The organism is Lactobacillus sp. (assembly GCF_014803895.1).
The window spans coordinates 1-25,369 of sequence record NZ_JAAVAU010000030.1; the positions used below are offsets into that span (position 1 = coordinate 1).

Consider the following 25,369-nt stretch of genomic DNA (forward strand, 5'->3'; position numbering starts at 1 on the left):
CAACCTGCTGGTGTCAAAAAAAGTGAAACAAACTATGCCGAAGCGGTTAAAACTGCTAAGAGGATTCACACTAAAATGAAGATAGTACCTGTTGCTACTTTTGATGATGCATTGAGATATTTAGAAAATTTAAAATAAGAAAAAACACGATGATTAAAAAATATCATCGTGTTTTTACGTATAAAGAATGTGAGGTGATTAATATGGATTTTAAAAAATTAAAAGAATTTTTAATTGAGAAAAAATTATACATAGGCGTAGCTATTTTACTATGCATTGGTGGAGTTATGTATTTTCAAAACAAAACAGAAAGTAGGGTTGACAATTCAGACTTAGTAACTGAACAAGTTGATCAAAAATACGAAAGTCAAACTTCTAGTAGTGAAAAAAGTAGCACCGCTCATTCTCGTAGTATGCAACAATCTCAACAAGATACAGTAACATGTGATATTTCTGGGGCTGTAAAACATCCTGGTGTATATACCTTAAAAAATGGTGCAAGATTAAATGATTTATTATCAGCAGCTGGAGGAATAATTAAGCAGGCAAATTTGAAAAATATCAATCGAGCATTGTTGCTAAAAGATCAAGATCAAATATACGTCCCTCATAAGGGAGAAAAGGTTCCTGCTATTACAAGCTCATCGACTGGATCTTCAGTTGATTCACCTACTGCATCATCCTCATCAGCTACAAGTTCTTCTGAAGAAAAAGTAAATATTAATACTGCATCAGTTCAAGATTTACAAAAACTTTCTGGAATTGGAGAAAAGCGTGCTGAACAGATTATTAGTTATCGAGAACAAAATGGAAATTTTAAATCTATTGAAGATTTAACTAAGATATCTGGAATTGGGGAAAAAACTCTTGAAAAGCTTAAAGATCAATTGGAATTATAATTATGTTCAACCGGGTTTTATTTTTTTACTTGCTATTGCTTGTACAGTATTATCTTTTTTGCTTTTTCAAGCACAAGAATTTGGACATTACATAATTGGAATAACAATTTTTATTTATTTAGTAAGTTTACTTTTTTATAAATTTTCTAAATTGAGGCTAGAAATACTTGTAGTAATAGCTTTATTTGGACTTATTTCCTATCACCATAAAAATACAGTACTAAAAATCAATTTAAATATGCCATTAAAAATAAATTGTGATCAAGTAAAAATAAATAATTCTTTTTTATCAGGAGAAGCTACTTTAGGAAAACAAAAAGTATTACTTTCAATGAAGGCTGACAAAAGAATTGAAGATTTAATTCAAAATGGTAGAAGTTTTTATCTAATTAAAATAAAAACTGAGGCCGAGGAAATTGAAAGAGCTACTAACCCAGGCCAATTTGATTTTGCCAATTACTATAGGGGTCGGAGAATAAAGTACCGTTTGAAGATTAGTGAATATCAAGTATTTTTAAAAAAGCAGACTATTTTAGATAAGCTTCATTTTTGGCGATTTCAAATTCAAAAATATTTAAGGTCAATGCCGAAGTTAACTTCATTTTTAGCAAGTGAAATGATTTTGGCAGAAAATCCTGATCAAGAGAATAAAACAATTATAAATAATTATCGAGATTTAGGAGTTATTCATTTATTAAGTATTTCAGGATTACACGTATCATTGTACACAACTGCAATTGGGTTAATGGCTACTTATTGTAAGCGTACTCAAAAAGAGATTATTATATATTGTTTAATATTCTTAATATTAGAGATATTTCTTTCAAAATTTCAGCCTGGGTTTGTGAGGGCTAGTTTAAGTTATGCTTATGGTAAATTTTTTAATCAGAAAAAAATTCCGATTACTAATGCCGATAAATTAGGAATGGTAGGATTGACTCATTTATTTATTAATCCTACTTTATTTTTATCACCTGGAGCTATTTTAAGCTATTTATTAGTAACTGGATTAGAGTTAACAAAAAATACTTCGCGATTAAAGCAGGGGTTGCTTTTAAATTTACTAATTCTACCTCTGCTGTTACATTATTTCTATAAAGTAAATATTTTAACTCCATTTTTTAATTTCGTGATTGTACCGATTTTTAATTTTGTTTTATTACCATGTACCTTTTTTGCAGTAATTATTTTTCCATTTTTACCTAAAATAGTAGATGTGATTGAAGTTATTTTTCAAATTATTATGAATTTTATTGATTGGTTAGCTCAAACTGGCTTAGGAAAAATTATTTTTGGGCAAATAAATTGGTGGCAAACTTTATTAGGTATTGTGGTTACTTGTGTTTTTTTAATATATATAAAAAATAAGAAAATTAAGCGTTGGACATTTGGTATATTAGGCTTTTCTTATGTAATATTTTTTGTTTTAATTCATTTTCCTTTATACGGGCAAGTTTCGTTTATTGATGTGGGACAAGGGGATAGTATTTTAATTACAACACCCATAAATCGCAAAGTATATTTAATTGATACAGGTGGAAAATTGAAATTTGGAAATTATAAGCATAGTGAGCCACAACTTAACCAAATTACTATTCCTTTTTTACAAGCACAAGGAATAGAAAAAATTGATGGTGTCTTTTTGTCACATCAAGATGCTGATCATATTGGTGATTTAGCCCCGTTACTAGAACAAATTAAAGTAGATAAGTTATATTTTGCGGAGGGGTTAACAAATAATATTAGTTTTCAAAAACGAATTAAAGATAAAGTAAACTGTACAAAGTTAATACCTCTATTGGCAGGAGATAAAGTTAAAGCTTCAGGAATAACTTTTCATGTGGTATATCCATTTGAACGAGGATTAGGTAAAAATGAAGATTCATTATCCTTATTTTTTGAATTAGCTCATCAAAAATGGTTGATGACTGGTGACTTAGATCAAGCAGGTGAACAAAAAATTTTTGAACACTACCCTTCTTTAAAAGTTGATTATTTTAAGTTAGGACATCATGGGAGTAGAACATCTTCGAATATAGATTTTTTACATGCTATTGAACCTAAAATGGTATTTATTTCTTCTGGTCGCCAAAATAGATTTGGACATCCTCATATTGAAACTTTAACTACTTTAAAAAAGTTGCATCTTCCATATTTAAACACGCAAGATAGTGGTACAATAACTTGGACTTATTCCATTTTTGGCAATCAAAGGATTTATACTTTTTTAAAAAAGGAAAAATAATGACTCTTTTAAAGCTTTTTAAACAAACTCATCCTCAAACAAAAAATATCTTAATTGAGGGTGGGGATGCATTTTTTAATAATTATTTAGCACAAAATTATGCTCAGCAACTACAGTTTAAGGATTTTGAATTTATTACAGTAGATTGTAATGAAGACGGAATTGATGAATTAATAGCTACCTTGACAGAATCTTCATTGTTTGGTGAACGTAAGTTAGTAGTGGTAAAAAATCCTTTTTTTCTAACTCCGAAGGTTGCAGCTAAGTTTAAGAAAAAAATTAAACAGTTAGAAAAAATTATTGATCATTTAAATGAATTAGATGACATTATAATATTTGTTGCTAATTATGATAAATTAGATCGACGCAAAAAAATTACTAAGTGTCTTATTAATCAGGTTAATGTAATAAATACAGCACTAAAACCTTACGAAATAAGTGGGGTGATAAAGGCTATTTCGAAAGAAGAGGGTTTTCAATTCACTAATCGGGCTCTACAAATTTTATTGCAACGTAGTGATCAAGTATTAGACTCGGTTTTAAGTAATTATATTAAATTAAAAAATATTTGTGATACTGATCATCGTATTACTGAAACTTTAGTTGAGCAAAATATTGATCGGTCTTTATCAGAAAATATTTTTGAAATTTTATCGACGGCGTTTAAAGGAAATATTGCTCAAGCAATCCAACGCTTAAATGATCACTTACTTGAGGGAAATAACGTAGTACAATTAATAGCAATTTTTGAAAGTCAAATAGAATTTTTACTATGTGTAAAAACTCTGGAAAATAGAAAATGGAGTAAGGATCAAATTACAAAAGAATTAGGTGCTAATCCTTATCGGGTAAAATTTGCTATGCAAAATAGGGTATCGTTAAGCAAGCTTAAAAAATTGATGACGCAAATTATTGAGTTGGATTTTAACTATAAAATGGGAAATTATCATGGTGATGAATTTTTAAAATTATTTTTATTAAATATATAAGTAGCAAAAAAGACAAGAAACTAAACTGTTTCTTGTCTTTTTAGGTTAATATTTTGCTGAATTAGTTCTTTTTAGCAGCAGTTTTCTTAGCCATACGTGACTTGTCGCGATTAGCCTTGTTCTTAGAAATAAGGTGCTTACTTGCAGCCTTATCTAAAGCACGAGCAGCTTTAACTTCTAAATCGAGGACATCTTTTGCGTCAGCTTCAACAGCTTCGTTGAACTTTCTTACAGCGGTTCTCAATTTACTTAATTCGGAAGCATTACGCTTGTTAGCAACTGCATTGGTCTTAACACGCTTAATTGCTTGTTTAATTTGTGGCATCAAAATTCACCTCGATAAAATCAGATTTACCTGTTAATTATACTTAATAGAAGGTAAAGGTGCAAGTGAAATTACGCTTGCTTTTTCAAAAAAATCCAGGTAATATATATTCTTGTCAGAACCATTAACGCTGTTTCCTCGCTGCCGACGGTTAACGTTGTTAATGGCAATTTAAAGAAAGAAAGGTTTTTTTCGAATGGCTATTACAAAAGAAAAGAAAGATGAATTAATTAAGAAGTTTGCACGCCACGATGGCGATACTGGTTCACCAGAAGTACAAATTGCTTTGCTTACTGATGATATTAACAACTTGAACGCCCACTTAAAGGCTCACAAGCAAGACCACCACTCATACGTTGGTTTGCTTAAGAAGATTGGTCACCGTCGTAACTTACTTCGTTACTTAAAGAACAAGGATATTACTCGTTACCGTGAACTAATCAAGGAATTAGGTTTACGTCGTTAATATTATTACTTTTGCACACACTAAGTCAGTTCAGTTGAACTGGCTTTTTTTGTTTATTTCAAATGTTTTACGTAATATGATAAAATTAATTAGATAAACTTCCGTTTTGATCATTCTGATCCTAATAAAAATGAATATTTAATTTAGAAAGAAGAAAATTTATGTCACAAAAAATAAAATTAATGATTTTGAGCGGAGTACGTGAAAATGGAAAGAATATGTACGCCGTTCAAGTTGATGATGAAATTTTTATCATGGATGCCGGATTAAAGTATCCTGATAGTTCCTTGCTTGGAATCGATGTAGTTATTCCTGATTTAGAGTTCTTTAAAGAATATGGTGATCGTATTGCAGGTATTTTTTTAACGCATGGTCATGCTGATTCTATTGGTGCATTGCCATATATTCTGCGCGATTATGATATTCCAGTATTTGGTTCAAAGTTAACTATTGAATTAGCTAAAATTGCCGTTCAACGTGAAAATAAGCACCGTAAAAATAATTTATTTCATGTAATTGATGCTGATACAGAAATTGACTTTAAAAATGCGACAGTATCATTTTTCCCTACTACTCACTCAGTTCCTGATTCTTTGGGAATTGATATTTCTACTCAAGAAGGAGAAATTGTTTATACTGGTGATTTTAAATTTGATCCTTCAGCTAAAGAGGGTTATCAGACTGACTTTGTGAGGTTATCTGAGATTTCAAAAAAGGGTGTATTAGCTTTATTAGCAGATTCGACTAATGCTGAGGCAGTATTTCCGAATGATCAACAAACATCCATTGAAAAGTACATTTTAGAAACCTTTCAAAATCATGATGGGCGAATTATTGTTGCCTCGAAAGCATCTAATATTAATCGTGTGCAAGAAATTTTTACAGCTGCTCATAAAACTGGTCGTAAAGTATTCTTAACTGGTCGTGATGTAGGTAAAATTGTTTACACCGCTATGAAATTAGGATATTTAGATGTTCCTAAAAATTTATTAGTTCATGGTAAGGATTTGAAGAAGATACCTGCTAATGAATTAGTAATTCTAGAAACTGGTAGAATGGGTGAACCTCTTAAATCACTCCAAAAAATGTCAACTAACCGTCATCGTATGGTTAAAATTAAAAAAGGTGACTTAGTCTTTATAGCTACAACTCCATCGCACTCTGTTGAAACAATGGTTGCTCAAACTAGTGATATGATTTATCGTGCTGGAGGCACGGTTAAGCAATTAGGAATTGATCGTCATACTAGCGGTCATGCAACAGGTCGAGATTTACAGCTTTTAATAGATACTTTGAAGCCTAAATTTTTAGTACCGGTAATTGGCGAATATCGTCTTCTTGAGATACAAGAAAATTTAGCAATTCAGGCTGGCATGAATCGTCATGATATTTTTATCACCAAAAATGGTGATACATTGTCTTTAGAAAAGGGGCGCTTTTATTTAAGTGACCCAGTTCCAGGCGAAGATATTATGATTGATGGATCTGGTGTGGGAGACGTTGGTAATATTGTTTTGCGTGATCGTGAAGTATTATCTGACGACGGTATTTTTATTGCGGCTGTTACAATTGACCGTAAAAAGAAAAAAATTGTTGCTAAACCTTTAGTTTCTACACGGGGCTTTGTATATATCAAGGCTAACCATGCTTTAATGGATGGATCAGTAGAGGTCATCAAAGAGGCCATTAATAATAATTTTGAAAATAAACGCTTTGATTGGACTGAGTTAAAGCAAGATGTTCGCAATGCTGTTGAAAAATACTTATATAAAGAAACAGGTCGGCGGCCAGTAGTTTTGCCAGTAGTAATGGAAGTAAATCAAAATAGACATCGTGCTATGGTAAAAAGAAATGCTGCTAAAGAAAATACTGCGCAAACAAAAGACCAGCATAACAAAAAGAAACCGTCAAATAGAAAAGACGCTAATAAGATGAGTGCAAAGAAGGCCAATGCTTAATGGTGAATAAGAGTCAACGTAATTTGTTGAATTTGGCTGAACAAGCGGTAGAAAATGAAAAATTAGATGAAGCTGTTCAACATTTACTAGAAGCTTTGAGATTGGGACACACTACCGAGATTGTTTATAAATTATGCGAACTTTTTTTGAAGCAGAACAAACCGTATAAGGCCTATACTTTAATTAAAGAAGAACCAGATTTATTTTCAGATAAAAAAATTTATGATTTATATTTAAAAATTTTAAAAGATTTAAATTTCAATATTGAAGCTCTAGAGCTAAGTTATTTAAGTAATCAAAAAATAGATTTAGCTATTTCTCCGATTAGTGAACAAAAGCAACAAGAATTAATGCGAAATTTTAAAACTTTAAAATCGGTTAGTGAAAATGATTATTTAAAGTTATATCAGCTTAGTAAGCCTAACTTTATTCAGCTATCCCAAAGTTTATTAATTGATCCAACATTGGGATTTGCATTACGGTTGTCTTTATGTGAAGATTTAATAAAATTGGGGTATGATAATAGTGTAATAGTTTCAGTTATGGGTGAAAATAAGACATTCATTCCCAAAGAAACTATGCTTTTACAAAAAGATCCAATTTATCGGGAATGTTGTATAAGTTTAGCAGACTATTTGAGACGTGAACCTAGCAAATTACCGATAATGGTTGGCGAACTTAATGTTTGCCTGGGGATGCTTTATCCTAAGCTTCATGATTATATTTCTGATCCAGACCAGTTTACCCATGATTTTCGACGATATCTTGAGAGTAAGCAAGGTGGCGTAAATCAAAAATTACTCAATAAAATTTATGAATATTTAGCTTATGAAAAAGCGATAAATTAATAGTTTTAATCAAGTTTTGAGTAAAAAAGGTTTACTTTTTTGGCGTATTTAGTATAATCAATAAAGGATATTTTCAAAGGGGTACAGGCTATGCATTTGCCTTTGAAAGTAGTATAATAATCAACAGAGAATTATCCGTTACTTACTCAACGGACTTCTTGCAAATATTTACAGGAGGGTCATTTTAAATGGCAGAAAAAGAACATTACGAAAGAACTAAGCCGCACGTTAACATTGGTACTATCGGCCACGTTGACCATGGTAAGACCACTTTAACTGCAGCTATCACTACTGTTTTGGCAGAAGATGGTTTAGCACAAGCTGAAGATTACTCACAAATCGATGCAGCTCCAGAAGAAAAAGAACGTGGTATCACTATCAACACTGCCCACGTTGAATACGAAACTCCAAACCGTCACTACGCACACATGGATGCTCCAGGACACGCAGACTACATCAAGAACATGATTACTGGTGCTGCTCAAATGGATGGTGCTATCTTAGTTGTTGCTGCAACTGATGGTCCTATGCCACAAACTCGTGAACACATCTTGCTTGCTCGTCAAGTTGGTGTTGAATACATCGTTGTATTCTTAAACAAGGTTGACTTAGTTGACGATCCAGAATTGATCGACTTAGTTGAAATGGAAGTTCGTGACTTGTTATCTGAATACGATTACCCTGGTGATGATGTACCAGTTATCCGTGGTTCAGCTTTGAAGGCACTTGAAGGTGACAAGGAACAACAAGACGTTATCAGAAAGTTAATGGAAACTGTTGACGAATACATTCCAACTCCAGAACGTGATACTGATAAGCCATTCTTAATGCCAGTTGAAGACGTATTTACTATCACTGGTCGTGGTACTGTTGCTTCTGGTCGTATCGACCGTGGTACTGTTAAAGTTGGTGACGAAGTTGAAATCGTTGGTTTAACTGATAAAGTTGAAAAGTCAACTGTTACTGGTTTGGAAATGTTCCACAAGACTCTTGACTTGGGTGAAGCCGGCGATAACGTTGGTGTATTGCTTCGTGGTATCGATCGTGACCAAGTTGAACGTGGTCAAGTTTTAGCTGCACCTGGTTCAATTCAAACCCACAAGAACTTCAAGGGTCAAGTATATATCTTGAACAAAGATGAAGGTGGTCGTCACACTCCATTCTTCTCAGATTACCGTCCACAATTCTACTTCCACACTACTGACGTAACTGGTAAGATTGAATTGCCAGAAGGTACTGAAATGGTTATGCCTGGTGATAATGTTGAATTCACTGTTGAATTGATTAAGCCAGTTGCCATTGAAAAGGGTACTAAGTTTACTATCCGTGAAGGTGGTAAAACTGTTGGTGCTGGTCAAGTAACTGAAATTCTTGACTAATCCTTATTTGGATTAAAAAAGACATGTTGTATGACATGTCTTTTTTTATTTGTATTTATTTTTGGAAATTTTTATAAAAATTTACTGTAAATTTGTGTTTTGGCGGCGTTTAAGGTAAGATAGTTGAGTGTGCAAGAGCAACCCAAATTTGACATCGGAGGTATATTAATGTCTGCAAAATGGAAAAAGACCGGAAAAACAACCGGCGAATTAACTTTTGAAATTTCACAAGATCAAGTAAAAAAAGCTTTAGACCAAGCTTTTAAACGTGTAAAGAAGAATTTACGTGTTCCTGGATTCCGTAAGGGTCATGTGTCACGTATTATTTTTGATCAATACTATGGTGAAGAAGCCCTTTATGAAGATGCATTAAACATTGTTTTACCAGAAGCTTATAGTGCAGCTGTTAAGGAAACTGGTATTGATCCAGTTGGTCAACCACAAATTGTTCCTGAATCCATGGATGCAGGTAAAGATTGGGTTATGAAAGCTACTGTTAGCGTTAAGCCTGAAGTTAAATTAGGTGATTACAAGGGCGTTGAAGTTCCTAAACAAAGTACTCGTGTCTTAGTAAAGGACGTTGATGCTGAATTAGACAAACGTCGCCAACAAAACGCTGAGTTAGTTTTGAAGGACAGTAAGTCTGCTAAGGGTGATACTGTAACCATTGATTACAAGGGTACTATTGATGATAAGCCATTTGATGGTGGTAGTGCACAAAACTACTCCTTAGAATTAGGTTCTGGTACTTTCATTCCTGGTTTTGAAGACCAACTTATTGGTCACAAGGCTGGCGATGATGTTGACGTTGTTGTAACCTTCCCAAAAGATTACGGTGCTGAAGATTTAGCTGGTAAGGAAGCTCACTTTGCTACTAAGATTCACGAAGTTAAGTCAAAGGAATTACCTAAGCTAGATGATGAATTCGCTAAGGATGTTGATGATACTGTTGAATCACTTGACGAATTAAAGGATAAGATTAAGAAAGACTTGAAGAAGCAAAAGGAAGACAGCGCTAAGGACGCAATTCAAGATGCTGCTATTCGCGGTGCAGTTGCAAACGCTGAAATTGAAGAAATTCCAGATGCAATGATTCAAGATGACATTAATACTCAAATGAATCAATACTTAGGTAATATGCAACGTCAAGGTATTGATCCACAAACTTACTTCAAATTAACTGGTACTACTGAAGCTCAATTGCGTGAACAATTAGCTAAAGATGCAGCTGAACGTGTTAAGACTAACCTTGTTTTGGAAGCTATCGTTGCTGCAGAAAAACTTGATGCAACTGAAGAAGAAATTGAACAAGAAATTAAGGATTTAGCACATGACTATAACATGGATGAAAAAGTTGTACGTCGTACTTTAACTGATGATATGCTTAAGCATGATATAGCTGTAAGAAAGGCAATTGATTTAGTTACTGATAAAGCTAAGCAAGTTCCTAAGAAGAGAAAGACTTCAACTAAAAAGGCTTCAACTAAGAAAGAAGATAAATAATTAATTCTTCGAAGAATCGAAGTTAAATAAAAGGGCGGCTCAATAGTCGCCCTTTTATAATGAAAAATTAAAGCTTGAAGTCTATTTTTTTACCTTATTGTGAAAAAATGATAAACTATCTTTTAGTTAGTTGAGTAAGAAAGGGGTCATATAATTTGACTAATGATGTCACTCAACCGGAAGAAGTAAGATGTTCTTTTTGCGGTAAATCACAATCACAAGTAAGAAAAATTGTAGCGGGAAATGGAGTATATATTTGTAATGAATGTATTGAAGTTTCTCAAAAAATTATTGATGATGAATTACGTGCGGATTCTTTAAAAGAAACTAAAGCTCTTCCTAAGCCAATGGAAATTAAGGAAAAATTGGATGAATATGTAATTGGGCAAGACCGGGCTAAGCGTGTGTTATCAGTTGCTGTTTATAATCACTATAAACGAATTAGCCAAATGGATATCGATGATGGAACTGAATTACAAAAGTCTAATATTGCTTTAATTGGACCTACTGGATCTGGTAAAACATATCTTGCGCAGACTTTGGCACGTATTTTAAATGTACCATTTGCAATTGCTGATGCAACCACTTTAACCGAAGCGGGTTATGTTGGTGAAGATGTAGAAAATATTTTGCTTAAATTGTTGCAAAATGCAGATTACGACCTTGAACGTGCTCAAAGAGGGATTATCTATATTGATGAAATTGATAAAATTTCAAAGAAGGCAGAGAATGTCTCAATTACACGTGATGTATCAGGTGAAGGTGTTCAACAATCACTTTTAAAAATCTTAGAAGGTACTATTGCATCAGTTCCTCCACAAGGTGGGAGAAAACATCCGCAACAACAAATGATTAGAATGGATACTTCTAATATTTTATTTATTGTTGGTGGGGCCTTTGATGGTATTGAAAATATAGTTAAGAATCGCTTGGGTAAAAAGACTATTGGTTTTGGTGCTGAAAATGAAATGAATCAAGTTGATTCTAGTGAATGGCAAAAATATCTCACTACTGGAGATTTAGTTAAATTTGGATTAATTCCTGAATTTATTGGACGTATTCCTATTATCTCTACTTTGGATAAACTTGATTCAGAATCTTTGATAAGAATTTTGACTGAACCAAAAAATGCATTGATTAAGCAATATAAGCGTTTGATGGGCTTGGATGGTGTTAATTTAGAATTCACTGAAGATGCTTTAGAAGCTATTGCAGATTTAGCTTTAAGTCGTCATATGGGAGCAAGGGGCTTACGATCAATTATCGAAAATTCAATGATGGATATCATGTATAAGGCTCCTAGTGATGATACAATTGATACAGTAATCATTACTAAAGATGTAATCCTTGATCACGCGGAACCCAAAGTTACCTATAAAAAAGATCTTGAAGAACAGGCGGCAAAATAATGAAAGTTACAGATAGTGAATTTATTATTAGCGCAGTTTCTGAGAAGCAGTATCCAGATGATGATTTACCAGAGTTTGCATTAGCTGGTCGCTCGAATGTAGGTAAATCAAGCTTAATTAATACTATTGTTAATCGTAGAAAGCTTGCTAGAACTTCACAACAGCCTGGTAAAACACAAACTTTGAATTTTTATAAAGTAAACAATGAACTTTATTTGGTTGATGTTCCAGGTTATGGCTATGCTAAAGTTTCTAAAAAGCAACGTGAAAAATTTGGTGAAATGATTCAAGATTATCTTGAATTACGCGCAGATCTTAAAGGATTAGTTCTTTTAGTGGATGCTCGTCATGATCCGACTAAAGATGATATTAGCATGTTTGAGTATGCTCAATATTTAGATATTCCAATCTTAGTTGTTGCAACTAAGATGGATAAGCTTAAAAAGATGGAAGCAAGTCAAATTAAACAAAAAATTGGTAAGAGCTTAGATTTAGAAAAAGAAAATGTCTCATTTTTACCATTTTCTAGTGTAGATAAACTTAATGTAGATAAATTCTGGGAGTGGGTAGAAACTCACGAAAAGGATTAGCAGAAAAATACTGTTTAACTTTAGATTTATTCATCTAAGATTATGCAGTATTTTTTTGTTTGCTCTTAAGAAATATAATAAAACCAAGTATAATTAAAAATAGGTAGAAAAGAGGGAGTATATGACGCAAGTATGGCCGATATTTTTAGGCTTACTAATTATTTTAGGTATTATTACCTTGTTTAAGGATAAAAATCATTTTTATTTTATAAAAGCCCTAATTTTATTTGCGGGTTTATTAATTATGAGTACAATAAATTTTCTGATTTTCTTTGTATTAGCATTTTTATTTATTCATACAGATAAGAGTTTGCAGTTAGGAAATTTATTTATTTTATTAGGAATTTTAGTAGTTATTTCGGGAATTTTGCTTTATTGGGGATTGAAGGCCTTTAATCACTTTTTCCCACTTTCCACAACTACTTTAACATTGATTGAATATTATATTCAGTGGACTTTAATTTATGTTACAGTCTATCAAGCAATTTTTTCCAATATTAAGAAGATAACCAAGGTGGCGCACTATATTACTGTGGGAAATTTTTTAGATCCAAATTTGTTTGTGGTGATAGTCCTGCCTTCATTTATATCTGCTTGGATTGGATTAATTTTATTAAAAAAACATATTCATGCAATTTAGGGGCGAGTAAATTAAATGTTAAGAAAATTAAATAGTTGGGTTATCAAAGTAATTGCTGTAGTTGGTGTACTGATTGCCGGTTTATTAACTATTAACGGAACAGTTACTATGTCCTCTTCTACATCTGGTCTAGTAAATTCGGTTTTAAATAAAGCTGCTGCACAGTCGGGAAATAGTAATGTTGAAACTGGTGTACAATTATTTCAAGCACTTGGTTTAGATAATGCTGTCTTAAACCAATTACCAAAGAAAATTGAAATAAAGACTTCCTTGAGTAGTTTTAATGATACTACAAAATCTTTTCAACAAACGGGGCAGATTGAGACTAGTGACTTAGGGTTAAAAAATAATACTGACCAAGAAAAAACGATTAATGATTTATTGATAAAGTTAATTAATAATCAATTAGCCCAGAATAAAAAACAAATAAGTCAATATGCTCAATACTATCGAATGGCTTATTATGCTATTTTACTGCTGTATATTGTTACTATTATTCTAATTTTAACTAATAGTCGTGGAGCCATTATTCCCTTGCTAATTGCATCTGTAGGTTCCTATGAGTTACTACAATCTGGTTCTATACAAGCAATGGATATTTTGCACCAATCAATTTATTCTGGCATCAAAATCACTTTAGGTGGAGAATTTATAACTAGTATAACTATTGCAATTATTATTTCTATTTTATGGTTATTTTTAGCAAAAATTGGTAAAAAGAAAAAGACTAAGATTCAACCATCATCTAAGAAGAAATATAAGCATGCTGCCTAAGGGTAACTAATTATAGATAGAAAGTTTAGAGGTAAATAATGACTAAAAATATTATTTTTGTCTGTCATGGAAATATTTGTCGGTCGCCAATGGCAGAATTTATTATGAAGGATATTGTAAATAAGGCTGCTAAGGGAGACCAATATAAAATTGACTCTGCTGCTGCAACTCAGGATGCAATTGGGCATAATATTGATTCTCGTGCACAACGTGTCCTTAATGAGCATAATATTCCTTTTTCTAATCACTTTGCTCGGCAACTTACCCGTGAAGATTATCAAAAATATGATTATTTAATTGCGCTAGATGAAGAAAACTTTTTTGATATTAATCGTATTTGTGGTGGGGATTTAGAACATAAGGAATATAAGTTACTTAATTTTGCTGGATCTTATGATGATGTAGATGATCCATGGTATACTGGTGATTTTGAGAAAGCATATCAAGATATTTATCGAGGATGCCAAGCATTATTTGAAAAGATTGAAAAACAGTAGGTTTAATTGATTTAAAAAAGCATCCCAGTAAAGGGATGCTTTTTTATTGTATGTATATAGATTGTTTTCCTTGCTGATTATAGCTCGCCTCTAGATTATTCCAGCTAATTTTTTTGTTTTTTGTGCCAAAGGGATCGTTAACATATACAAGTTTCTTTTTCTTATTATAACCAGTGATTACACAAGCATGTGAAGAAGGAGTTACGTTAACTTTACCTTCATTTGTCTGCCAAGTCTGCATATCAGATACTTTATTAAATTTAGTAGTTGTAATAATTAAAACCGGATGCCCCTTTGAAACTAATTTCATTACTTGTAAGAAGCTATGTCCTGTATAATTTCTAACTTTCTTAGTATATTTTCTAGCGACATTGTATAATGGTTTGTTATAAACACACCAGCCAGCATTAGCAATATTCATATATCCTACAAAACCTTCATTAGGATTACCACGATATTTTCCATTATTAGTAAATGAATCAACATGTGCAATTTCACTAGCAAGTTTGTCCTTATTGGTCTTATAACCATAATAATTAAGAAGCATAGAAAGAGACGTGACTTCACAGCCATTTGGAAGGTCAGGGTATTGATTTTCGAGTGGAACATTTAATTCTTGCTGTGGTCTTAAAGTTAACCAATCCCAGTTACTTGCTAATTTTTGAATACTAAAGAATGCTAAGATAATAAAAATTAATAATATTAATAAACTTTCAATCAGATGTTTTTTTAAAAATTGTTTTTTATTTTCCATAGTTAATATTTAACCATATTTTTGTATAATTGAGAAAAAACATAAATTGGAGAATGATTATGAGTAGAAAAAAGATACTTTTATTATCTACTGGTGGTACAATTGCTTCAGTAGTTTCTGAGGATGGTTTAGTTCCTAAACAATCAGGGGAAGAATTAATTCAGTTACTTGGTGATTTACCTTATGATATTGATGTAAAAGATATTTTACAGTTAGATTCATCAAATATTCAACCAGAGGAATGGCAAATTATTGCTAAAAATATTTATAAATATCGCAATGACTATGATGGAATTGTGTTATCTCATGGAACCGATACAATGGCTTACACAGCTTCAATGTTGTCTTTTATGATTCAAGATTTGAATTTACCAGTAGTTTTAACTGGGAGTCAGGTTCCTATCAATGTTATGTGGAGTGATGCACCAGATAATTTACGTTTAGCTTTAGCAGCTTCAATTCGTTGTAAGCCAGGTGTTTATTTAGCTTTTGATAGAAAAGTAATGCTTGGCTGTCGAAGTGTGAAGGTACGGACTATTAATTTTAATGCTTTTGAAAGTGTAAATGTTCCACCTGTTGCAACCGTAACCTCTGATGGGCTAGTTTTTAATAAAGATTTATCATATATTCCGCAAAGTAATTTAGCATGTAAATTAAATACAGATATTAATACTAACGTTTCGTTGGTTAAATTATTTCCTGGTTTTGATACTAAGTTGTTATTTGCATTAGCTGATAGTGGATGTAAGGGTATTGTAATTGAGGCTTATGGTTTAGGAGGTATGACAAATATTAGAAGGAACATGGTTGCAGCGGTAGGAGAATTGATCAAGCGTGGTATTCCCGTAATTGCTAGCAGTCAATGTCTATATGAAAGAAGTGATTTGACAAAGTATGAAGTAGGACGGAGAGCCTTACTTGAAGGTGCTATTAGTGCCCGTGATATGACTTCAGAAAGTGCAATTACTAAGTTAATGTGGGGGTTAGGTCAGGGGATGGATATTCGTCAAATTACTAAATTTTTTGATACTAATATTGTTGGTGAAGTTACTTTAGAATAAAAACAGGATTCCAGTTGGAATCCTGTTTTTATTAATTTTTTGTTGTTTTTTTATCAATTTTAGTATGAATTAAGAATAAAATTTTTCTAGCAATTGGTTGAGCAATTAATGTTTCAATTACTAAAGCTATCCCAAAATTTCGTGGCCAAATGATGAAAAATTTATGTAGAGTTTCTACAGGTAAGTGTTTTTGACCAATCCAGCTACCAAGAATAGTCATTAAAGCAGAAATAATAATTACATTACAGAGAATATTAATAGTAATTTGAGTATTAAAACTATCATTTTTATCGGTAATTTTTTCTTGCAAATAAGTTGCTGGTTTTTCTGCAATTAAAACGGTGATAACTACTGCCACCCAAATAAAAGGTAAGACTGGTAACACACTTAAGTAATTATTCCAGCTGAAGCCTATCTCACACATAGAAATAATAGGACCGATAATATTAACCGAGATTAAAGATACGATTAGCATAAAAAGTAATTTTTCTTTTAAATTTCGGGGTAATTTCATATAAAAATCCATAAGGTATATCTTTCTCCTTAATTTTTAGCAAACAAAAATGGCTCAGCAAAATATGGGTGTTTTGCTGAACCATTATACGCGAAAACTTTTAATAATTAGTATATCAAGTCTAACATATATTTATAACAATTTCATGCGATTTTAGTTAACTTTTTTAAATAAAAGTTGTATAAATTTTTGAGCTGCTGGTGAAAGATATGTATTCTTTTTCCATGCTGCAATATGTCCTGCTTGAGTGAAGGGCTTGAAAGGAATAAAAGTTAAATCGTGAGTATTGTAGATATCTAATATCCCTTTAATACTTATCATTGAAAAAATTCCATCTTTTACTAGCAATAGAGTATTTCCTGCTAAGTTATGAGTTGATCGTAAGTCTAATTTGTTAGCATCGAGTTTTAATACATCAATTAATTCATTACGCACAATATTACGTTTAGAAATAGCAAGTGGTATGCGGTAAAGATCATCGGCAGTAACATAATCTTTTTTAGCGAGGTAACTGTTGGTTTTAACGATTAATCCCCACTGGTCTTTAATAGAAAGTTGAAGATGATGATATTTAGCCGTTTCAATTGGTTCAATGAGAATAATTAAATCTAAGAAACCTTGATCAAGTTTTTCTTTTAAATCATTTCCATTACCAGTATAAATATCAAATTTTACATTGAGATATTTTTCTTGCATCTTTTTTACCATTTTCATGGCAAAGTAAGATACTGAGCTTTCAACACATCCTAGTCGAATTGTTCCAGATAAATCATTAGTTTGATTTTGTAATTCAGATTGAGTTTGTGACATAAAATTAAGAATCATCTGTGCGCGTTGTTGAAATAAGGCACCAGCTTTGGTTAGAATTAACCGATGGTTAGTGCGATCAAAAAGATCAACGCCTATTTCTTTTTCTAATTCATTTATTTGACGAGATAAGGTGGGTTGGGTAATGTGAAGTTGTTCGGCGGCTTTAGTAACGTTGCCTAAGTTTGCCACAGTAATAAAATATTTGAGTACTCGAGTTTCCATAAAAATACCTCTACTTATACAAGTTAAGCATTAAAAATAAATTGATATAAGTATTTTACATTAAATTAGTTCGTCAGCACAATTATGGAACTAAAGTGATCGTGTGGTAAGCTTATAGATATACTACAGAATAGAGGAAAAATAAAAAGTAGAAAGAAAATGTTGGTAAAAAATATTGTAACAGTAAGATATTAGTGTGGTTGTACAGTATCTGTACTATGGCTTTTTATTTATCAAAAAATTATAGAATAAAAGCGTAAATATTAATAGATACTTGAAAATACTAATTTCTAAATAATTTTGTTATAAGTGTATAAGGAGAATTAGGATGGAACAAATAACCTTATCTAAACAAGCATTATCTTTATGGGGTAAGAAAAAAGTTAATCATAATAACGAAAAACAATGGTTGCCATTAGTTGCGCACTTAGTTGATACCAAGAATGTTATTGGCTGGTTATACAATCACTGGCTTGATACTGGACAAAGAAATATTTTGAACAAAATTTTTGATAATAGTGATGATATTCAAAATCTGGTTGCATTTTTAGGCTATATTCATGATATTGGAAAGGCTACCCCAGCTTTTCAAACTAAGGAATCCTTTGTACATAATAAAGATTTAGACCAAGAGTTATTAGAAAAACTTATAAGGAACGGTTTTACTGGATTAGATGACTTAAATTTACAGGAGCCACGTAAGTCACTTCATGCTGTAGCAGGGGAGACAATTTTAGAAAATGCAGGTTTATGTGAAAGTGTCGGCGCCATTATTGGTGGACACCATGGTAAACCTCAAGAAGAATATTTTGATTATGAAGATCAATTAGATAATTACACTGCTAATTATTATCAGTCTGATATGTATAAAGAAAATCCTACCCGTGAAAAATGGGAAAGAGTACAAAATGAGTTAATTAATTACGGATTATCATTATGTAATTTAAATAGTCTTGAAGATATTCCAGAAATAACTCAACCACAGGCGGTTATCTTGGAAGGCTTAGTCATTATGGCTGACTGGTTGGCTTCAAGTGAGTTTATTATAAAAGATGAACAAAAAATACCTCTATTTCCATTAATTTCTGTTGATCAAGGTTTTACAGATATTGATGAAACTCAAAGATACCATCAAGGGATTATGAATTGGCTTAATACAGATTCATGGACTCCTCAACCAATCCTTCAACCTGAAAAGCAATATCAGAAACGTTGGAATTTTAATCCCAGAGCTGTACAACAAGAAATGTCTAAAATAATAGGTGACAGCGTTGATCCGGGAATGATAATCATTGAAGCACCAATGGGTATTGGTAAAACAGAAATTGCTTTAATGGCTGTAGAGCAACTAGCTGCTAAAACTGGGAGAAATGGTCTTTTCTTTGGCTTGCCTACTCAAGCAACTTCGAATGCTATGTTTGAAAGAGTTGATAAATGGCTTAATGAAATTGCAGAAGAGGAAGATATTAAAATCCCAATTAAATTAATGCATGGGAAAGCTCAATTTAATAAAAAATATCGCAAAATTCCTAAGGCAGAGAACATTGAATCAGATGAAGGCTCAGTTGTAGTTAATGAGTGGTTCAATGGAAAAAAGTCAATTTTAACTGACTTTGTAATTGGAACTATTGATCAATTACTTTTAATGGGATTAAAGCAGAAACATTTAGCTTTGCGACATTTGGGACTAAGTGGCAAAGTTGTAGTTATTGATGAAGTCCACGCTTATGATACTTATATGGATTCCTATTTAGAAAAAGCAATTGAATGGTTGGGAGCGTATAATGTTTCTGTGATTGCTTTATCTGCTACTTTGCCTGTAGCTAAAAGAAATAGTTTGTTAAAAGCATATGCTAAGGGAAAATACGGTAGTAAAAAATTTAAAACTAAGGATGATAGTTGGCAATCATGTCAAGCATATCCATTACTTAGCATGTTAGATGGGCGAAAATTAATACAAACAACAGAATTTGAAGCACCTAAGACACCAACTCATGTCGCAGTAACTCGCTTAAATGTTGAAGATGATAAAGTAATTAAGCAAGTCAATAATAAGATAAAAAATGGTGGGGTAGCTGGTGTTATTGTCAATACTGTTAAGAGAGCGCAGATGTTAGCACAAATTGCGAAAGAAAAAGTAGATAATGATACACAAGTTTTACTCTTACATTCAGCGTTTTTAGCTACAGATAGAAGTAAACGCGAAGATGATCTTCAAGACTTAATTGGCAAGGGAAAACAAAGACCTCAAAAATTAATTGTTATTGGTACTCAAGTTTTAGAACAATCTCTAGATATTGACTTTGATGTAATGTTTACAGATATTGCACCAATAGACTTGATTTTACAAAGAGCAGGCCGTCTACATCGTCACCAAATTGATAGACCACAAGGTTTAGAAAATCCACGGCTTTATGTAATGGGTATTAAGAGTTTGGGGGACTACGATGAAGGAACTGAAGCTATTTATGAACAGTATCTTTTAATGAAGACAGATTACTTTTTGAAAGATGAAATTGATTTACCTAGCGATATTTCTCCACTGGTTCAAGACGTATATTCTGAGGATACTGATTCTGAGGTTGAAAATATTGCAGAAGCTAAGGCAAAATTAGATGTTGATCAACATGAAGCTAAAAGGAAAGCTAGAGGATATCAAATTATGCCACCTGAGGATGACGAAACTTTGCATGGTTGGCTAGATAATTCAAACAAGGCTTCTGAACTTAGTGACATTAAAGCTGAAGCTGCAGTGAGAGATACCCAAGAAAGTATTGAAGTTATTTTACTTCGTAAGAAAGATAATGATTATTACTTGCTGAGCGGAGAAAATATCAAAGATGTGTCTGATGATATTGTGGCGCAACAAATAATTCGTTTGCCACATGCATTGACAATGGATATAGAGAAGTCCATCGAAACTTTAGAAAGTATTACCCAAACTAATTTTCCAGGATGGAAAGATAGTGTATGGCTTCGTGGAGCAATAGCTTTAGTATTAGATGAAAATAATGAAGTTGAATTTGGAAATTATAAAGTTAAGTATTCTTCTGATTTTGGATTAAGTTATGAAAAAGTGTAAAATGTAAGGGTGATCCTCATGTAGGTGAGGGTGATCCTGTTAGTTATATTTCTAAAGAGTAATCCTCATTTTATGAGGCGGCGATATCAATTAAGTGATGTTGCCTTTTTATTTTTTATAAAACACTTGTAAATGACTTTGTTAAGATGTATTTTTTAAATATAAATGTTAGATATATATCTATAAAAAGGAGTGATAATGAGTGAATAGTAAATTGCGTTTTAATTTGGTAACAGATCCATGGATCAAAGTAATCAGTAAAGATGATTATGCTGAAAAAGAGATCTCCCTAACTGAATTATTTCAAAATATTGGTAAATATTATCAACTTACTGGTGATACCCGCGCTCAAGATTTAGCGATACTGCGTTTTTTATTATCGATACTTTTAACTGTCTATACTCGTTTTGATGCTGATGATGAACAGTATGAGTGGTTAAAATTAGATGATAAATGGCGAGTGGTTGAGATAGATGATGATATCGATAAGTTGAATAAGATATTATTGAAAACTTGGAAGCAAATTTATAAACAGCAGGGTTTCACTGATAAAGTAGTAGAGTATTTAAATAAGTACAAGAATAAATTTGATTTATTTGGCGATACTCCCTTTTATCAGGTTACTAGAGAAGTATATGATCAAAATGTTGATGCTAAAAAGCAAGTTTCTAAAGGAAAAGGTACAGTAGCCGTTAAGCAGATAAATCGCAGAATCTCTGAAAGCAATAACACACCGTCTATATTCTCTCCTAAATCCGAAGAGGAGAAAAATAAAACGAACTTTGCTGAATTAACGAGATGGTTGATTACCTATCAGAATTTTTCTGGAGTTACTGATAAAACTAAGGTATCCTCAAAAGAAAAATTTTCAGTATCCAAGGGATGGCTATATTCGATTTCTCCTGTTTTTGTTAAGGGCAATGACTTATTTGAAACATTAATGTTCAATTTAACATTGATAAATGATAAAGATGAAGACCTAAGAGTACTTAAGCAAAAACCAGTTTGGGAATATGAAGATATTAATGAATATATTCAGCGTCGATTGACTGCGAAGTTTCCTGACAATTTGGCAGAATTATATACACTCTGGAGTAGGATGCTCCATATTGAGTGGGATGAGGATAAACCAACTATTTTTACTGCTGGATTACCAAAAGTTGATAGTGATGGAATCTTTTTAGAACCAATGACTACCTGGCGTAAAGATAAAAAAGGTGTAGAAAGTCCAGCGACTAAGAATAGAAATAATTTAAATATTGCTATGTGGCGTAATTTTGGTCAATATGTACCAGTTGCTGTGAAAAAAAATGATGATGACCCACGTACTCCAATAATGGTAAATTGGATTCGGAATCTTAAAAATAAGGGGTTTATTCCTAAACTTAGAAGTATAAACTTAGTTTCTGTAGCGATGATTAGTGATGGAAATACCTCGCAATCTCCATATGCAGAAGTAGTCAATAATATGGAAGCTGAAGCTGGGGTATTATTTGACGATGATCATGAATTTGCTAAAAGATGGCCTGTAAAAATTGAATCTGTAGTTATAGATACGCAAAAAATTGCAAGTTATTTCTACTGGTTTGCAAAAGAATTTTCTGAACTTCGAGGCATAAAAGATAATAGCTGGGCCAATAAAGCAACAGCACGGTTTTATGATCAGTTGAATATACCGTTTTATGCATGGCTTTCGAGTTTAACGAATGATGACGATCGTGAGGTTAAAGTCAAAGAATGGCGAAAAATTTTAACCCAAATCGTTACTCAGCAAGCTAGAGAAATCTTTACATTATCAGCTTCACAGGAAATAATTGGTAGAGATAAGCAGAATGTCTTTACTATCTATAATAAATTAAGAAGAAATATACATGTATATTTCAAATCAAAGTAAGGGGATAGTATGAGTAACAAAAAGAATACTATTCGTTCTATAACAGCACGAATAATTTATCAACTATATAATAATGGAGAAATTAATAAAGGCGTTTTGGCTACATTAAGAAGAACTACTTCTATGGCTGATAAAGGAGCTGAAAAAGTTTGGCCATTTATTTTTGATAATATAGCAACTGATAATAAAAATGCGCAGATTAATATTTTGAGTACAAATGGTAATCCTACTAGACAGGAAAATGCTATTTATACGGCATTACATTGTTATGCAATGTTTCAACAAGGAATTGACCAAACATGTGTATACGCTGCTTCCACTACTAGAAAAGATGAAGAAGGGTCCGAAGAAAAAGGTCTTACGCTTTTTAGCGCCTTAAGAATGGTGAAAAATAGTGATTCTAAAGTTGCAGAAGCTTTAGATAGACGAGTAACAGTACTGTTAGCGACAACAAACATAAATAGTGCTATTAAATCAATCACTCATTTGGTAAGTATGCTTAAAGGCAAAAAACTAGGATTCAAAATTGATTTTGCCCAATTAGCCAGTGACTTAAATGTGTTTCAGATTAGCCCCAAGACAGCTAGAGAAATTGCTTTAAAGTGGGGAAGAGATTATTACTGGAATACCTATGCACTAAAAAATCAAAATGAAGAAAATTAATCATGATTCAAGGAGAAAGAATAAAATGAAGAATATGTATTTAGATATTAATTTATTACAAACTGTGCCATCCTCAAATATTAACCGTGATGATACTGGTTCCCCTAAAACTGCAATTTACGGTGGTGTGCCTCGTTCAAGAGTTTCATCTCAAAGTTGGAAGAGAGCAATGCGGTTAGCATTTGAGGAAGAAACTAAGGATGCAGAGTGGCTGGAGAGCTATCGTACATTGAAAGCACCAACTATTTTGGCTAAAAAATTACAAAAACTTGATAATGAATTAAGTGATAAAGATGCAAATGAGAAAGCAGAGAAAATTTTTAAAGCTGCTGGAATAAAGGGTCTTGATAAGAATAAAGATACGGGAGAGTATTCAACTAAAGCATTGCTCTTGGTTAGTGACGGTCAGTTGGAAAAAATTGCTAAATTTACTTTAGAGATTGATAAATTAGATAAAGATGCAGCAAAAGAAATCAAAAATATTTTAATGGGTAATCAATCATTAGACTTAGCTCTTTTTGGTAGAATGGTGGCTGATAATCCCGAATTGAATGTTGATGCGTCTAGTCAAGTAGCTCATGCTGTTTCTACTCATGAAGTTACACCAGAATTTGATTTTTATACTGCAGTAGATGATGTTAAAGAAGATAATGAATCTGGGTCAGCTATGTTGGGAACACTTGAATATAATTCTTCAACTTTGTATAGATATGCAAATGTGAATGTTAGAGACTTAATGCATAATTTAGGTAGTAAGGACTTAACTTTAGAAGGTTTGAAGTTATTTATCAAAGATTTCATCATGACAATGCCAACGGGTAAGGAAAATAGCTATGCTAACAAGACTTTGCCACAATACGTGCTGATTAATGTACGTGATGATACACCAGTTAACTTAGTATCTGCTTTTGAAACGCCGGTTAACTCAAATGGAGGATATGTAAATGCTTCAATTAAGCGATTAGAAGCGGAAAATAAGAATAGCTTAAAATTTGTTGATCAGCCAATATTTAGTATTGCTTTAACAAGTAAAGAATCTAAGATTGATAATGAAGCCCAAAATATTGATGATTTGATTAATCAAACTACTGAGTTTATTGGTCAGGAGTTAAAAGATGAAGACAGCAACGATTAGATTAACTGCGCCCTTGCAGTCGTACGGAAATCAGGCTGATTTTAATCAGAGAACGACGAATTATTATCCAACAAAGAGTGCAATTATTGGTATGGTTGCTGCAGCATTGGGTTATCAAAGGGATAATTCTAGAATTGAAGAATTAAATAAATTACTAGTAGCCGTTCGGATTGAACAACCGAGTAAAATGATGACTGAATTTCAAACGGTAGAATATCATAAAAGTTCAACTAAAACTGCTCGTAAGTTAACTTATCGTCAGTTTTTGCAAGATGCTGTTTTTGTGGTAGCAATTGGCAGTAATGATAATCAAGCAATTGATCAATTAATTAACGCTTTGAAACATCCTAAATTTCAACTTTATTTAGGAAGAAGATCTAATCCACCTGCAGGACCGCTGAAAGTTGATGATTTTCAAGATAAAAATCCAATCCAAGTTTTAGAAGATTTACCTTGGCAAGCTTCTAAATGGTACCAGAAAAAATTCCCTAAAAAAGAATTCACAGCTAAAATAATCGCAGATGCTGTCCTTATTCCTGATGGTAAAGTGATTTTTACCAAGGATAAGGTAGGTTCGTTTAATCAAAAAGATAGATATCATAAATATCGCGCAATAACAGAAAAGAAAGTTCAACTTGAAAACCTTGAATATGAGCAAGAAAAACATTTTCGTAGTGATTTAGATTATTGGTCAGCTATTTAGGAGGATAAT

General features: G+C 32.3%; 23 protein-coding genes and 1 pseudogene. 20 read left to right on the forward strand and 4 right to left on the reverse strand.

Features of this window, described 5'->3' with window-relative positions; genetic code table 11:
* The 4 genes and pseudogenes from HDR40_RS08390 to holA all read left to right on the forward strand — a co-directional run.
* A pseudogene (locus tag HDR40_RS08390) lies at positions 1–138 on the forward strand (PDZ domain-containing protein); the annotation flags it as partial.
* Between the two features lie 65 nt (positions 139–203).
* A complete protein-coding gene (locus HDR40_RS08395) occupies positions 204–899 on the forward strand; it encodes a helix-hairpin-helix domain-containing protein (RefSeq protein WP_290627460.1) in 696 nt (231 codons plus the stop codon).
* Positions 900–1,137: 238 nt separating this feature from the next.
* Positions 1,138–3,144 (forward strand): DNA internalization-related competence protein ComEC/Rec2, encoded by a 2,007-nt coding sequence (locus tag HDR40_RS08400; RefSeq protein ID WP_290627462.1) that lies wholly within the window; start codon positions 1,138–1,140, stop codon positions 3,142–3,144.
* Positions 3,144–4,133, forward strand: a complete 990-nt coding sequence (holA, locus tag HDR40_RS08405) for a DNA polymerase III subunit delta (protein ID WP_290627464.1) — start codon at positions 3,144–3,146, stop codon at positions 4,131–4,133. The genes HDR40_RS08400 and holA overlap by 1 nt, the downstream gene beginning before the upstream one ends.
* Positions 4,134–4,194: 61 nt before the next feature.
* Here the strand turns inward: holA and rpsT are convergent, their stop codons facing one another.
* Positions 4,195–4,458 (reverse strand): 30S ribosomal protein S20, encoded by a 264-nt coding sequence (gene rpsT, locus HDR40_RS08410; RefSeq protein WP_290627466.1) that lies wholly within the window; start codon positions 4,456–4,458, stop codon positions 4,195–4,197.
* Positions 4,459–4,654: 196 nt separating this feature from the next.
* Here rpsT and rpsO point away from each other — a divergent pair, with 196 nt between their 5' ends.
* From rpsO to HDR40_RS08460, 10 genes are all read left to right on the forward strand, one after another.
* Positions 4,655–4,924, forward strand: a complete 270-nt coding sequence (rpsO, locus tag HDR40_RS08415; RefSeq protein ID WP_209686512.1) for a 30S ribosomal protein S15 — start codon at positions 4,655–4,657, stop codon at positions 4,922–4,924.
* 161 nt (positions 4,925–5,085) lie between these two features.
* Positions 5,086–6,882 (forward strand): ribonuclease J, encoded by a 1,797-nt coding sequence (locus HDR40_RS08420; protein WP_290627470.1) that lies wholly within the window; start codon positions 5,086–5,088, stop codon positions 6,880–6,882.
* Positions 6,882–7,730, forward strand: a complete 849-nt coding sequence (locus tag HDR40_RS08425; protein WP_290627472.1) for a hypothetical protein — start codon at positions 6,882–6,884, stop codon at positions 7,728–7,730. The genes HDR40_RS08420 and HDR40_RS08425 overlap by 1 nt, the downstream gene beginning before the upstream one ends.
* A gap of 188 nt (positions 7,731–7,918) precedes the next feature.
* On the forward strand, positions 7,919–9,109 hold the full coding sequence (gene tuf, locus HDR40_RS08430; protein WP_290627475.1) for an elongation factor Tu: 1,191 nt from the start codon (positions 7,919–7,921) through the stop codon (positions 9,107–9,109).
* A gap of 168 nt (positions 9,110–9,277) precedes the next feature.
* Positions 9,278–10,612 (forward strand): trigger factor, encoded by a 1,335-nt coding sequence (gene tig, locus HDR40_RS08435; RefSeq protein ID WP_290627477.1) that lies wholly within the window; start codon positions 9,278–9,280, stop codon positions 10,610–10,612.
* 155 nt (positions 10,613–10,767) lie between these two features.
* Positions 10,768–12,021, forward strand: a complete 1,254-nt coding sequence (gene clpX / locus HDR40_RS08440; RefSeq protein WP_290627479.1) for an ATP-dependent Clp protease ATP-binding subunit ClpX — start codon at positions 10,768–10,770, stop codon at positions 12,019–12,021.
* Entirely contained in the window at positions 12,021–12,611 is a 591-nt protein-coding gene (yihA, locus tag HDR40_RS08445; RefSeq protein ID WP_290627481.1) for a ribosome biogenesis GTP-binding protein YihA/YsxC, read from the forward strand. Before clpX ends, yihA begins: the two co-directional genes overlap by 1 nt.
* Positions 12,612–12,732: 121 nt before the next feature.
* Positions 12,733–13,251, forward strand: coding sequence for a hypothetical protein (locus HDR40_RS08450; protein WP_290627483.1), 519 nt, complete (start codon positions 12,733–12,735; stop codon positions 13,249–13,251).
* Between the two features lie 15 nt (positions 13,252–13,266).
* On the forward strand, positions 13,267–14,025 hold the full coding sequence (locus HDR40_RS08455) for a hypothetical protein (protein WP_290627485.1): 759 nt from the start codon (positions 13,267–13,269) through the stop codon (positions 14,023–14,025).
* Positions 14,026–14,063: 38 nt separating this feature from the next.
* Positions 14,064–14,522 (forward strand): low molecular weight protein-tyrosine-phosphatase, encoded by a 459-nt coding sequence (locus tag HDR40_RS08460; protein ID WP_290627486.1) that lies wholly within the window; start codon positions 14,064–14,066, stop codon positions 14,520–14,522.
* Between the two features lie 43 nt (positions 14,523–14,565).
* Here HDR40_RS08460 and HDR40_RS08465 read toward each other — a convergent pair whose 3' ends face one another.
* Positions 14,566–15,276, reverse strand: coding sequence for a C39 family peptidase (locus HDR40_RS08465; RefSeq protein WP_290627488.1), 711 nt, complete (start codon positions 15,274–15,276; stop codon positions 14,566–14,568).
* A 59-nt stretch (positions 15,277–15,335) separates the two neighbouring features.
* Between HDR40_RS08465 and HDR40_RS08470 the strand changes: the two genes are divergently transcribed.
* On the forward strand, positions 15,336–16,337 hold the full coding sequence (locus HDR40_RS08470; RefSeq protein WP_290627490.1) for an asparaginase: 1,002 nt from the start codon (positions 15,336–15,338) through the stop codon (positions 16,335–16,337).
* A 31-nt stretch (positions 16,338–16,368) separates the two neighbouring features.
* On the opposite strand, the gene HDR40_RS08475 is transcribed toward HDR40_RS08470, so the two are convergent.
* Positions 16,369–16,851, reverse strand: coding sequence for a hypothetical protein (locus HDR40_RS08475; RefSeq protein ID WP_290627492.1), 483 nt, complete (start codon positions 16,849–16,851; stop codon positions 16,369–16,371).
* A 153-nt stretch (positions 16,852–17,004) separates the two neighbouring features.
* Positions 17,005–17,883, reverse strand: coding sequence for a LysR family transcriptional regulator (locus HDR40_RS08480; protein WP_290627494.1), 879 nt, complete (start codon positions 17,881–17,883; stop codon positions 17,005–17,007).
* 328 nt (positions 17,884–18,211) lie between these two features.
* On the opposite strand from HDR40_RS08480, the gene cas3 reads away from it, so the two are divergent.
* The 5 genes from cas3 to cas5e all read left to right on the forward strand — a co-directional run bounded on the left by cas3 (position 18,212) and on the right by cas5e (position 25,360).
* Positions 18,212–20,965, forward strand: coding sequence for a CRISPR-associated helicase Cas3' (gene cas3 / locus HDR40_RS08485; RefSeq protein ID WP_290627496.1), 2,754 nt, complete (start codon positions 18,212–18,214; stop codon positions 20,963–20,965).
* A gap of 202 nt (positions 20,966–21,167) precedes the next feature.
* Complete coding sequence (locus HDR40_RS08490) at positions 21,168–22,859, forward strand: type I-E CRISPR-associated protein Cse1/CasA (RefSeq protein ID WP_290627498.1); 1,692 nt, start codon at positions 21,168–21,170, stop codon at positions 22,857–22,859.
* A gap of 9 nt (positions 22,860–22,868) precedes the next feature.
* Positions 22,869–23,522, forward strand: a complete 654-nt coding sequence (casB, locus tag HDR40_RS08495) for a type I-E CRISPR-associated protein Cse2/CasB (RefSeq protein WP_290627500.1) — start codon at positions 22,869–22,871, stop codon at positions 23,520–23,522.
* A gap of 25 nt (positions 23,523–23,547) precedes the next feature.
* Positions 23,548–24,657: a type I-E CRISPR-associated protein Cas7/Cse4/CasC gene (gene cas7e, locus HDR40_RS08500; RefSeq protein ID WP_290627502.1), complete on the forward strand. Its 1,110-nt coding sequence runs from the start codon at positions 23,548–23,550 to the stop codon at positions 24,655–24,657.
* The gene (cas5e, locus tag HDR40_RS08505) at positions 24,638–25,360 is read left to right on the forward strand and encodes a type I-E CRISPR-associated protein Cas5/CasD (RefSeq protein WP_290627504.1); all 723 of its coding nucleotides are present in this window, start codon (positions 24,638–24,640) and stop codon (positions 25,358–25,360) included. Before cas7e ends, cas5e begins: the two co-directional genes overlap by 20 nt.
* Positions 25,361–25,369 lie beyond the last annotated feature (9 nt).